Raw genomic sequence first — 12,749 nt, forward strand, 5'->3', positions numbered from 1 at the left:
GTAATTATCTCAAGTATTGACAAGTACTTTTGAGACTTTTGATTTTCATATTTTTGGTTTATTTGCCTTACAGATATCAATGTTGCTATTGCATCGTTATTTATAAATTGTTAACAGTTCGTTAAATGCAAATTATATGATTACGGTCTTAAATAGATTTGATAAATTACAAAGATTTAGTGCCTTAGCTATTACGAAGAATATTTCAATGGTAGTATTTATGCGAGTTTTACCAGAGCTATTTGCCTTTTTGGTAGCTGATTTGAAAATACTTTCGGCGCCGTTTTATATTTTGTTTGTTTTATATCTTATAGCTTTGATGTCATTATTTGACTAAAGCTTGATAGTTTTTGCTTGTATCATCAGTCTATTAGTTTAGATATATGACTTTAACTTAATTTGTTTGCTTGTTAATATTTGTGCTTAGTCTTCTTTATTATTTCCTACTATAATACTATGATTAATTTTATCTATTTAAATTATTATAAAAAAATTTAAAGGGTTAGTTTGAATATGAGAACACATTATAGCTCAGATATTAATGAAAAATTACAAGGTCAAAAAGTCACAGTATGCGGCTGGGTTCATCGTCGTAGAGATCATGGTGGTATTATTTTCTTAGATATTAGAGATAGAACAGGTTTAGTACAATTAGTTTTTAATCCAGATAATGATAATTTCAAAGTTGCTGATAGTTTAAGGTCTGAATTTGTGATTAAAGCTGAAGGTGTTGTTAACTTAAGACCAGAAGGTCAAGAAAACAAAAATATCGCCAGTGGTAAGGTTGAGATAGTCGGTGACAGTATAGAAGTTATTAATAAATCTAGAACTATCCCATTTCAGTTAGATGATTATCAGGCAACTGGTGAAGATGTCAAGCTAAAGTATCGTTATATTGACCTGCGTCGTCCAGAAATGCAGCAAAAATTGATTACGCGCTCAAAGGCAATTCGTTATGTGCGTAACTTTTTAGATAATAATGGTTTTCTTGATATTGAAACGCCATTTTTAACAAAAGCTACTCCTGAAGGTGCTAGAGATTATCTTGTACCAAGTCGTAATTTTAATGGTAAGTTTTATGCATTACCACAATCACCACAGCTTTTTAAGCAGCTTTTGATGGTTTCAGGTTTTGATAGATATTATCAAATTGTTAAATGCTTTCGCGATGAAGATTTAAGAGCAGATAGACAGCCTGAATTCACCCAGATAGATATCGAAGCTTCATTTATTGATGAGACTTTTATTATGTATACTATAGAGAGAATGATAGCTGGACTTTTCAAAGAAACTATTGGTGTTGAGTTTAGCACTCCTTTCCAAGTAATGACTTTTGCTGATGCTATTGATAAGTATGGTTCAGATAAACCTGATCTAAGAATTCCACTTGAATTTGTAAATATCAAAGAAGATATGCAAAACGAAGAGTTCAAAGTATTTTCAGGGCCAGCAAATGACTCACAAGCTCGTGTTATTGCGCTGAGAATCCCAGCAGGTAATGATAAGCTTACGCGTAAGATGATCGATGAGTATACTAATTTTGTTGGTATCTACGGTGCTAAAGGTCTTGCATATATCAAGATTAATTCATTATCGCAAGGCAAAGATGGTTTACAGTCACCAATTGTAAAAAATATCTCTGAAGAAACATTATTCAAAGTGATTGAGAAAACTGGTGCTGAAGAGGGTGATTTATTATTCTTTGGTGCTGGCAAGGCTAAGATTGTAAATGACTCAATGGGCGCATTAAGAGCTAAGATTGGTGAGGACCTTTATCTATTTGATAAAGATTGGGCACCATTGTGGGTTGTTGATTTCCCAATGTTTGAGAAAGATGATAATCGTTTATATGCTATGCATCATCCATTTACATCTCCTAAAGTTAGCTCGGTTGAAGAGTTAGAGAGTACTAATCCAGAAGAGCTAAGCTCAAGAGCATACGATATGGTTATCAATGGTTATGAAGTAGGTGGTGGATCTATCCGTATTCACAAACAAGATATTCAAGCGAAAGTATTTAACTTGTTAGGTATTTCTGATGAAGAGGCATGCGAGAAGTTTGGTTTTATGCTTGATGCTTTATCTTATGGTACACCTATCCATGGTGGTATAGCTTTTGGTGTCGATAGACTTATTATGCTACTTACAGGAACTACAAACATACGTGATGTAATAGCTTTCCCTAAGACACAGACAGCAAGCTGTTTAATGACAGAAGCACCATCACCAGTTTCTTTAGAGCAGCTTAATGATCTTGGTATAGCTGTTAGGAAAGAAGATAAATGATTACTTTATATCAATTTAGTATATCTTTATTTGCTATTTTTGTCCAGTGTGAGCTGGGCTTATCTATATATTGGAAATAATCATTAGTAAAAGCTCCCTGTATACATGTTTCTCTGCTATGTCGCCATTCGGTATTTTCATCATTCATGATTTTTTCCATAACTCCAGGACCAGTAAGATACCATACACCTAAATCAGATCTACCACCCTCAATATTTTTAAGGACGGTATCAATATACCCTTTGATTTTTTTATTATTTGGCGCCGCGGCAAAAAAGTAATTTGTAAAATAAAATTGCTTTGCTTTAATAAACATTTCATCTTTATTTTTGAGGAATTTCTCTGATCTTGTCACAAGGCAGCCATCTATATCTATATAAATCACCATATTTATAGATCGCAAGTAAGCGCCATAGATCAGCTTTAGCAGCACCTACTGTTAATTTTTGGTACGATTCTAGAGCCTCTGGATGATTTTCGCCTATATATTTTTCGGCGGCCATATTATCCATAAATCTGTATTCATAACTAGGAGACATAAATCTATTAAACAAGTAATTAACGTATAGTGGTAAAGTTACTTTGTTAGTGAAATTTGTTTGCCACATTATTCTAGGAACTTTTGTTTGTTTATTTGTTTTTATAAGAGGTTTTTTATGGTAAGGCAGAGTAAATCTTTTATTGGGAAAGATTTTATGAAAAGGTACTGATATTAATTTAACTACATTTCCTAAAATTCTAATAAACCTACTACGAATAATATCTATATTTATCATAAAAATCTAAATTATTGAATGTTATAATTCTTCCATTATAACATCCTAATTTTTTTATGTTATTGGAAAGTAAAAGTTTTAAAAATGCTCTAGTAATATTTAAATCTAAACCAGCAAAGGTTGTTAATATCTTAGATAAAAAAATTGAGATTGAGACTATTGATGGTAAAAATATCAAGCTACCTGCAAAGAATGTTCAATTACTCTTAAAGTCAGAAAAGGATTTTGAACTTGAGAGTTTAAAAGAGTTAGGTATAGCTGAGCTTGAGATGACTTGGGAGCTATTACAGGAGCAACAGAAAACCTCTATCATCGAATTATGTGAGTTGCTTTTTGAAACAGTTGATATTAATCAAGCATACACAGTTTGGTTGTTGGTTTCTGAAGGAGTGTACTTTAGCTTTGATGTTGATTTTAATATAAAAATTCATTCGCACCAACAAAAGGATAAAATACTTAGAGATAAGCAAGAGAAACAGCACAAAGAGCAAGAGCTTAATAATTTTATTGAACGCTTGAATAACAAAAGTTTCAATGAAGATGATAGAAAATTCCTTAAGGAAATAGAAGCTTTAGCAACACTTCAAACTACTAAGTGTCGTTTTTTTAAGTACTTAAGTATCGAAGAGTCTGAGAATAGTGCGTATAAGTTGTTGTTAGATATAGGGTATTGGAATGAGTTTTTTAATCCATATCTATATAGATATGGAGCAGAGTTGGAAAATAACCCTGAGGAATTTAAATATAATTTTACGTCGGATAATCAGCGTGTAAATCTAACTCACTTGCATGCTTATGCTATAGATGATGAAGGTAGTAATGATCCTGATGATGCGATTAGCTGGGATCCAGATAGAAATAAAATCTGGGTTCATATTGCTGACCCTTCTTCTAGTATCAACTTTGGTGACGAGGTTGATTTACAAGCAAGAACAAGAGGCTCAAATTTATATGTGCCAGAGAAGATAGTAGCTATGTTACCTCCACAGGCAACTGAGAAATTTGGTTTGGGGTTGCAAGATGTCTCTCCGGCGTTATCTGTAGGTTTTAGAGTTGATCAGCAAGGTGATATCCAGGATATTGAAATATGTTTTAGTCATATAAAAGTTACTAGGTACACTTATGAATTTGTCGAAAATAATAGCCAACTTTTAGAACTTGGTGATATTGTTGATTATGCTAAATATTTCACCGATAAGCGTTTATCTAAATGTGCGGTTGAGCTTGATTTTCCTGAGATAAAGATATCATTAGATGATGATAAAAATGTCAAACTGACAAATTTACCTCGTCTAAATTCAAGAACACTTGTTAGAGATACAATGCTAATGGCAGGTGTTGCAGTAGCACAGTTTTGTATTAAAAATAATATTAGCGTACCTTTTTCAACACAGCCCAAGCATGAGCTTGGTCAAGATGATCTAGATAATCTTGATTCAATAGCGGATATGTTTGCGATACGTAAAAAGCTCCAAAGGGGTAAGTATTCTACTCAGCCAGATATTCATGCTGGGATGGGATTAGATAATTATGTTCAAGTAACTAGTCCTTTAAGAAGATATCTCGATTTAGTTGTGCATTATCAATTACGCAATTTTCTACAGCATAAAGATATGATAGATGCTCAAGAGATTGATAATATAATTGCTCAAGTTGATATACCAATAAAATCTAATAGACAAACAGAGCGTTTCTCAAACTCGCACTGGAAACTGGTTTACCTAATGCAAAATCCTAATCTAGAGTTTGAAGCTACAGTTATTGAGAAACTAGAGAAAGGTAGATTAATGGTTTCTATCGCAGATTTAGCAATGACAAAGAAACTTTCTGTTAGTGCTAAATATGACTTAAATGATCAAATAAAATTACAAAATACCTCTGTAAACCTTGTCACACAAGAGGCTTTTTTTAGGATTATAGAAGAAAATTAACCAAATTCTAACAATAAATACACAGTTTTATCCACAGGTTATGTAAAATACTTTTTGATTTCTATGGTTAATTAATCATATTGCTAGTTGTTGAAAATCAATGGTTTTTTGCCAATTATTAAACTATATTGTTTTAGTAAAATATGATTTTCACAAAAACCTTATATAGATATAAACAAGCTTATCCACAGAAGCTATGAATATCCTTTTTTCACAACTTCTATCACTTAGTGTATAAGGCTTTGGTAGCTGTTTATCTTTTAATTGTTAATAAATTCTACAAATTAATGTATCATTCTAGTTAAAATTATAAGATGCAAAGTTTTTATGAATTACGAACTTATTGAACCAGAGGGTGAAGCAAAATTTTGTGTTATTTGGTTACATGGCCTTGGTGCTGACGGACATGATTTTATTGATATTATCAATTATTTTGATGTTTCTTTAGATGAAATCAGATTTGTTTTTCCTCATGCAGATGTGATACCAGTTACTATAAATATGGGTATGCAAATGCGTGCGTGGTACGATATTAAGTCACTTGATGCAAATAGCTTAAATAGAATAGTTGATGTTGATGGTATAAATATTTCTACACAAAAACTTAATAAACTCATAGATAACCAAATAGAGCAAGGTATTCCATCTGAAAACATTATATTAGTAGGCTTTTCACAAGGTGGGGTAATTGCTACTTATACAGCTATTACTTCTCAAAGAAAACTTAGTGGCATTATGGCTTTATCGACATACTTACCAGCATGGGATGACTTTAAAGAGAAAATTACGTCTGTAAATAAAGGCTTACCTATATTAGTTTGTCATGGTACTGATGATCAAGTATTGCCCGAAGTTTTAAGTCATGATCTATCAAATAAGCTAAAAGTAAATGGTTTCACTAATGAATATAGGCATTATATTGGTATGCAGCATTCAGTATGTATGGAAGAAATAAAAGATATCTCAGATTTTATAGCAAAAACATTTAAAATATGAAACAAATAATTATTGCTAGTAGAGAAAGTAAATTAGCGTTATGGCAGACAAATTTTGTCAAGAATCGCCTAGAAAAAGAATTAAATATCGCTTGTGAAATCAGTACTATGAGAACACAGGGAGATATTATTTTAGATAAACCACTAAACAAAGTAGGTGGTAAAGCGCTATTTATGAAAGAGCTAGAAATAGCTATGCAAAATGGCAAAGCAAATATTGCTGTACATTCTTTAAAAGACGTTCCTTATCAGTTACCCCAAGGATTTTGTCTAGCAAGTTTTATGCCTCGAGAAGATCCTAGTGATGCCTTTGTCTCAAATAAGTATAAATCTCTAGATGATCTACCTCAAGGAGCTATTGTTGGGACATCTAGCATGCGTCGTAAAGCACAACTTCTGCACTATAGAGATGATCTTGAGATTAGAGATTTAAGGGGTAATGTAAAAACTAGACTGGCTAAGCTTGATAACGGCGAGTATGATGCAATTATTTTGGCTAGTGCTGGCCTTATCCGATTAGAGCTTAGTTATAGGATAACACAATTTATTCCGATAGAAATATCTCTTCCAGCTGTTGGTCAAGGTATAGTAGTTATAGAAGCTTTAGAGAGAGATAGTGAGCTTTTAGGCAAATTACAACAGCTCAATTGTGCTAATAGCTTTAGTATCGCAACTGCTGAAAGAGCATTTAATCAAGAATTAAAAGGTGGTTGTCATGTTGCAATAGGAGCTTATGGTGAGTTAGATCAAGAGCGGATAAAATTAATGGCGATGGTTGCAAGTAGTGATGGTAAGAAAGTTCTTAAACGTAGTATGGTAGGAGATAACCCTACAAAACTTGGTAAATTATTAGCTCAAGAGATGATAGAGCTAGGTGTATATAAAATATTAGAGAGTTAGATGGGAACTTTATTATTAGTAGGTATCGGCGGTGGTTTTGGTGCAGTGTCAAGATTTGCATTAACATAGGCAACGGCAAGTATATCAAAGCAAACTCCTTTAGGAGTTCTAATTTGTAATATATCAGGATCTCTGCTAATAGTGATATTAGCTGCTTTTCTAATTATTTAATGAAGATGTCTCTACGTATACGTGTTCACTTCTTGCAACAGGCTTTTTAGGAGACAATATGATTGTTAGAGATAATAAGTTTGAGTCTGATGGTGGACAACATAGTCTTCAGATGGAGCAAGTTATAATGGTCAAACAGTTATACTATGCAATAAAAAAAGCTGTAAAAGCTAACACTGGTGAGTTTGATATAAAAACTGATGATTTAGTAATCAAAAAGCTAAATTATGGACATTTTCGAATAATATAATCAACCAAGTTACTTTTGAGGTGGTACAAAGAGCTGGTCAAGTTTATTTAGATATAAGTATAGGTGAAGATGGTCAAGCAAGAGAAGGTAAGCAAGTTATTTATTATCTGCAAGATTTAGTTCTAGATAATTTACAATAATCTTTTTTTCTTGACTACTAAGAAGCCTATATATCAGAAATTCTTATGTCATATAATATAATAATACTAATTTAAATTTACAAAAATTTAATATTATGATTGGATAATTATTTAGATAAGTTGTTATTTTTTATAAACTAATCTTGAAAGATCCATCAAAAAATTATAAAAAAGATAAAACTAAATAAATTATTAAAAGGAGCTATACAGGAATATTCACCGATTATTTTGTCACTATTGCTAACATCATGTTCAAGCAATCCTGAAATCACCAGAATAGGTCCTGGAGTTATTAAATCTGAACAGCAATTAATTAGCGCAGAACAACTAAAAAAAGATGAAACCAAAAAAGATGTTCTAAATGGAGCTGGCATCGGTGCTGGTTCAGAAGTGGCTGTAGGTGCTGGGAGCGGAGCTATGGCAAGAGCCATGATATGTGCTAGTGGTGGATATATTTATGTTTCAAATAAAGATGACATTTTATCAAATCATTAAAACAAATAGTATAACGTTAATTAAGATTCTTTTTCAACTTTAAAAGTTGTACCACAATATGGGCAACTATTAGTTTTTTTATGTTTTAGGTCAATATACACTTTAGGGTGTAAATTCCAGTTTTCATGGTATTTCGTTGGGCAGGAAACACGCTCACCTGGACGAACTTTAATCACTTTTTGCTCTTTTTTCATTGTATTTAAAATCTAACTATTGCTTAATAATATTGCCTAATACCTAGATTTTAACAAAAATATTATTAAATTTGTAATACAAAAATAAATATAAATAACTTATACTAACAGCGTTGTTAAAAAAACTAAAGAGTTTTGACATATGAAAAGGTTATATAGCACTAATATGTCAGCGAAGGTTTCTCACACAAAGTGGGATATTTTAGCTTTATCAATTATACTTTTGTTATTAAGTGTCTTTGTTTGGACAACCTCGGATCTTGGTGGCACTATTGATTATAAAAATCAGGCAAGTGTCCTAAAATACTCAGATATTTCTTTGAGTCTTTGGCTCTTGCCTTACTATACAGCAGAAACAACAATCAGAATGTTTATAGGTTTGGCTATTTCACTACTTATAACCTTTATATTTGGAACATGGGCTGCAAAAAATAAAAGAGCAGAGAGTATAATCATACCTCTTGTTGATATTCTACAGTCAATACCAGTTCTAGGTTTCTTTGCGATTACTGTAACAGGCTTTTTAGTTATATTTCCAACCTCGTTATGGGGAGCTCAAGCTGCGGTAATTTTTGGTATCATAACAGCTCAAGCTTGGAATATGATTTTAAGCTTTTATCAATCGTTAAAGACAGTACCAAAAGAGTTAAGAGAAGCTGCTGATATGTATCAACTTTCAGCTTGGCAGAAATTCTGGAAACTAGAGGTACCATTTGCGATGTCTAGCCTGGTTTGGAATACAATGATGTCAATGTCAGGAAGCTGGTTTATGATAGTAGCGTCTGAGACAATTATGGTTAATTTTAGTGCGTCACAGTCAATTCCGATAAATTTACCTGGTATTGGTTCGTTTATTGATGCTGCTAATAATGTACAGAATTTCATAACAGTTAGTGCTGCAATAGTTACTATGTTGGTTACGATTATATTATACGATCAACTTTTATTTAGACCATTAGTTGCTTGGTCTGAGAAGTTTGTCATTGGTGATAACCCATCAGAGACACATAGTAAATCATGGTTTTTAACTATTTTGCATAAAGCATATGTTGTTAAGATTTTTACGGCATTTCTAGCTAAATGTTCTAACAAGATAGTAAATATTAAAATTTTTAAGAAAAATCTTAATAAAGCCTATAATCAAAAGGTTCATAAAAAAACCAAAAAGCACGAAAGTATAACTAAAAGAGTAATTTGGAATGTTACCATTGTTTTGATGATATTAGCACTACTGTATTTTGTTTATCAAACAGTTTACGCCAAAGATAAAGATATAAGTATTGAAGAAACATTTAAAGTATTTGTATATGGACTATTTACAGGAGTAAGAGTCGTAATACTAATATTCATAACTTCGCTAATATGGGTTCCGATAGGGATATGGATTGGCTTAAGACCTAAGATAGCTCAAAAAGTTCAACCTTATGCGCAAATGGCAGCAGCTTTCCCTGTAAATGTGCTATATGGTGTATTTGGTACATTAGTAGTAATGTTTAATCTTAATTTTAATATATGGTGCATTCTACTTATGGCACTTGGAACACAGTGGTATATTCTGTTTAATGTTATTGCTGGGGCATCAGCTATACCTGAAGAGTTAAAGTTAGCTGCTGAAAATATGCAATTAAAGGGTATTATCAAGCTTAAGAAGTTCCTTGTACCTGCAGTGATGCCATATTATGTCACCGGTGCTATAACAGCAGTAGGAGGTTCATGGAATGCAAGTATTATTAGTGAATACATAAACTGGGGTAAGGATTCTATGATTCAAGCCTCAGGAATAGGTGACTATATTACAAAATATACTAATATGCCTGGAGATCATACTTCAAATGTTCTTTTAGGTGTGATAGTGATGTGTATCCTAGTTGTAGCCTCAAATAGACTGTTTTGGCGCAGATTATATAACTATGCGGAAAATCGTTTTAGTATGAATATGTAAAGCATAGGAGATTTTAAATGACTAAGAAAATATTTACAGTAGAAAAAATTAATAAAGAATTTAATATCAAAGGTGGCCATTCTCTCAAAGTCTTAGATAATATAAATTTTACTCTTTATGAAGGTGAAATTGTTGCTTTATTAGGTAAGTCGGGTTCGGGTAAGTCAACATTATTAAGAATAATCGCAGGTCTTTTAAGTCCAACTAGTGGTGATGTGCTTTATCGCGGTAAAAAAGTTTCTGCTCCTGTACCAGATATTTCTATGGTTTTTCAAAGTTTTGCGTTGATGCCATGGTTAACAGTTTTACAAAATGTTGAGCTTGGGCTTGAGGCGCGTAAGATAAGCTTGGAAGAACGCCGACAAAGAGCTTTAAAAGCTATTGATATGGTTGGTTTAGATGGTTTTGAGAATGCTTATCCAAAAGAGCTATCTGGCGGTATGAAACAGCGCGTTGGTTTTGCTAGAGCTCTTGTACTTGAGCCTGATGTTTTATTGATGGATGAGCCTTTTTCTGCACTTGATATTCTAACAGCTGAGAACTTAAGAGAAGACTTGCTTGATATATGGGAAAATAATGATGCTATGAAAGGTATTTTATATGTGACACATAGTATCGAAGAGGCAGTTTTGTCAGCAGATAGAATAATTATATTTGGTAGTAACCCAGGATTTATCCGCGGTGAGCTAAAGATAAATATTCCACACCCAAGAAGTTCTCAGGATCCTGTAGTTGCTGATCTTGTCGATCAGGTTTATCGTATGCTGACTACAGCACAGACTAAAGAGCTTACAGAGCGTATGAATAAGAAAACTGTGATGACTATCGGCTATCGTCTACCGGATGTTGATATTTCTGAAATGAATGGTCTTTTAGATGAGATGGCAGAAATTAAGAATGTTGAAGCAGTTGATTTACCGAAACTTGCTGATGATTTACATCTTGATATTAATGATTTATTTCCGATCATTGAGATTTTATCAATCTTAAGGTTTGCTGAAGTTTCTGATGGTGATATCAAAATGACAGCGATGGGGCGTAAGTTTATTGATTCAAATATTGATGAGAGAAAATTTATCTTTGGACGCTTATTCTTGAAATATATACCATTAGCGCGTCATGTGGTTAAGATTCTTAGTGAAAGAGAAAGTCAATCAGCCCCTAGAAGTAGATTTTTAGCAGAATTGGATGATTATTATCCAATGGATGTGGCTGAGCGAGTTTTTGACACATTGATCGACTGGGCGCGTTATGCTGAACTTATCTATTATGATGCAAATACTGGAGTAATATCTTTAGATGAAAATGCCGCAGAATATATCAAAAAAATGTAAGCTTAAACGATTGTAGGAGTTTTACTCATTATAATTTAATAGCTCTTAGCAAATATTAATATTGAGTATATCTTTGAAATAAAGTAACTTATATAAAATTAAGCATAAAAAAAGAACAGTTTTGTGAGGTTTTTTCCTAAATCGATATTGATATTGTTTTTTGTGCGAAGCTAAAAGTTTATGCTGATGATTTTGTAGAGCAAGATAAACAATAATTATGACTATCTGAACAAGAAAAGCAAATAATAGTTGCCCTGCAAAAACAAATATATACACTTAAAAATGAAATTGATGGAGCTCAGCTTCAGGATGAACAACAAACTATAATAAATCTCAATTTACTATTTATAAACAGCAATTAAAAAATATTACTAATAGCTATTTAGGAGCTAACTATTCTGGATTAGAGGAATAACTCCTGAAGATATTGCTACCAATATTAATAGTTCAAACTATAGAAGATAAGCCTAATACGCAATGGGTGTTTGTCTCAAATGGGAAAATAGATGTTGGTGGTACACCAGCAATTACGACTCAAGGTCAAATAACCTATTTAGGTTCATGTTCTGGTAATAACAGTATCCCGATTGGAATGATTTCAAGTAATCTCTTTGCATCAACGATATTAGGACAAAGAGATTATTTTAGTGACTCTTCAGTATTTTTTGGTGGTTATATAGAGGTAGATGCTCAATCATGGGTTGGTAGTCAGATAATAGAACAGCAAATTTTCCAGCTAATGGTAAGAGTATCTATTTAACTAATTCAAAACTATATTTTCTATCAAACTTAGGTCATTATGTTACAGCTCAATTTGATTTTGATACTGATGAAACAGGAGATTTTGGTTTAGGTAATGCTTTTGTGATTTTCGGTAATTTGATACCTCACCATTTTTTATAACTGCTGGTAGAAGTAAACTTTTAGTTAGCTCTTATGGTGGTAGTGGACCATGGACTAGTGGTACAATTAATGAATTTTTATCTCCAGATAAAGTTACAAATATATTTTTTAATTATAAAAGTGATATTATCAATACTAATATTTCTGTGTTTGCTTCTGATGATAAAAGAGCTAATTTCTCTGCTTGATTTTTCTATATTGATTCATGGACTTCTAATTTGTCAGTAGGTTTTAATGCGGGATATGTTTTTAACATTGCCCGAGTAGGTAATAGTAGTATATCTCAGTTTCTCAACAATATAAGCAAAAGTAATGAGAATATTAGTGTTAAAATTTTTGATGGTACTTTAGCATACTCCATGCTTGGTGGTATCTGACAGCTTCAGGGAAGCTGGTTAACAACAGTCAATAAAGAAGATTTTGATCAAGATG

Annotated in this window: 9 protein-coding genes and 5 pseudogenes; 11 read left to right on the top strand and 3 right to left on the bottom strand. The window is 32.4% G+C overall.

The window, feature by feature from the left end; translation table 11 throughout:
• Positions 1-106: 106 nt before the first annotated feature.
• Together C9379_RS02435 and aspS are read left to right on the top strand one after the other, a co-directional pair.
• Positions 107-337 (top strand): annotated as a pseudogene (locus C9379_RS02435) (MFS transporter); the annotation flags it as partial.
• A 176-nt stretch (positions 338-513) separates the two neighbouring features.
• Positions 514-2,286 carry an aspartate--tRNA ligase gene (gene aspS, locus C9379_RS02440; protein ID WP_318263312.1) on the top strand — a complete coding sequence of 591 codons (1,773 nt, stop codon included), beginning with the start codon at positions 514-516 and terminating at the stop codon, positions 2,284-2,286.
• Between the two features lie 10 nt (positions 2,287-2,296).
• Here the strand turns inward: aspS and C9379_RS02445 are convergent, their stop codons facing one another.
• Both C9379_RS02445 and C9379_RS02450 read right to left on the bottom strand, forming a co-directional pair.
• Positions 2,297-2,641, bottom strand: a complete 345-nt coding sequence (locus tag C9379_RS02445; protein ID WP_318263313.1) for a hypothetical protein — start codon at positions 2,639-2,641, stop codon at positions 2,297-2,299.
• Positions 2,610-3,062 carry a glycosyltransferase family 32 protein gene (locus C9379_RS02450; RefSeq protein ID WP_318263314.1) on the bottom strand — a complete coding sequence of 151 codons (453 nt, stop codon included), beginning with the start codon at positions 3,060-3,062 and terminating at the stop codon, positions 2,610-2,612. Before C9379_RS02450 ends, C9379_RS02445 begins: the two co-directional genes overlap by 32 nt.
• A gap of 56 nt (positions 3,063-3,118) precedes the next feature.
• Here C9379_RS02450 and C9379_RS02455 point away from each other — a divergent pair, with 56 nt between their 5' ends.
• The 6 genes and pseudogenes from C9379_RS02455 to C9379_RS02480 all read left to right on the top strand — a co-directional run.
• Positions 3,119-4,993: a ribonuclease catalytic domain-containing protein gene (locus tag C9379_RS02455; protein WP_143384791.1), complete on the top strand. Its 1,875-nt coding sequence runs from the start codon at positions 3,119-3,121 to the stop codon at positions 4,991-4,993.
• A gap of 327 nt (positions 4,994-5,320) precedes the next feature.
• Entirely contained in the window at positions 5,321-5,989 is a 669-nt protein-coding gene (locus C9379_RS02460; RefSeq protein ID WP_143384792.1) for an alpha/beta fold hydrolase, read from the top strand.
• Positions 5,986-6,888 (top strand): hydroxymethylbilane synthase, encoded by a 903-nt coding sequence (gene hemC / locus C9379_RS02465; protein ID WP_143384793.1) that lies wholly within the window; start codon positions 5,986-5,988, stop codon positions 6,886-6,888. The genes C9379_RS02460 and hemC overlap by 4 nt, the downstream gene beginning before the upstream one ends.
• Positions 6,889-7,111: pseudogene (locus C9379_RS02470) on the top strand (CrcB family protein); the annotation flags it as partial. It abuts the gene before it with no gap.
• 6 nt (positions 7,112-7,117) lie between these two features.
• A pseudogene (locus C9379_RS02475) lies at positions 7,118-7,449 on the top strand (hypothetical protein).
• Positions 7,450-7,653: 204 nt separating this feature from the next.
• Positions 7,654-7,941, top strand: a pseudogene (locus C9379_RS02480) (hypothetical protein); the annotation flags it as partial.
• A 23-nt stretch (positions 7,942-7,964) separates the two neighbouring features.
• On the opposite strand, the gene C9379_RS02485 reads toward C9379_RS02480, so the two are convergent.
• A complete protein-coding gene (locus C9379_RS02485) occupies positions 7,965-8,138 on the bottom strand; it encodes a zinc-finger domain-containing protein (RefSeq protein WP_143384794.1) in 174 nt (57 codons plus the stop codon).
• A gap of 142 nt (positions 8,139-8,280) precedes the next feature.
• Here C9379_RS02485 and C9379_RS02490 point away from each other — a divergent pair, with 142 nt between their 5' ends.
• From C9379_RS02490 to C9379_RS02500, 3 genes and pseudogenes are all read left to right on the top strand, one after another.
• The gene (locus C9379_RS02490; RefSeq protein ID WP_143384795.1) at positions 8,281-10,080 is read left to right on the top strand and encodes an ABC transporter permease; all 1,800 of its coding nucleotides are present in this window, start codon (positions 8,281-8,283) and stop codon (positions 10,078-10,080) included.
• Positions 10,081-10,097: 17 nt separating this feature from the next.
• Positions 10,098-11,414 (top strand): ABC transporter ATP-binding protein, encoded by a 1,317-nt coding sequence (locus C9379_RS02495; protein WP_143384796.1) that lies wholly within the window; start codon positions 10,098-10,100, stop codon positions 11,412-11,414.
• Between the two features lie 481 nt (positions 11,415-11,895).
• Positions 11,896-12,694, top strand: a pseudogene (locus tag C9379_RS02500) (DUF3573 domain-containing protein).
• Positions 12,695-12,749 lie beyond the last annotated feature (55 nt).

Source organism: Francisella-like endosymbiont, from assembly GCF_003069505.1.
GTDB lineage: Bacteria > Pseudomonadota > Gammaproteobacteria > Francisellales > Francisellaceae > Francisella.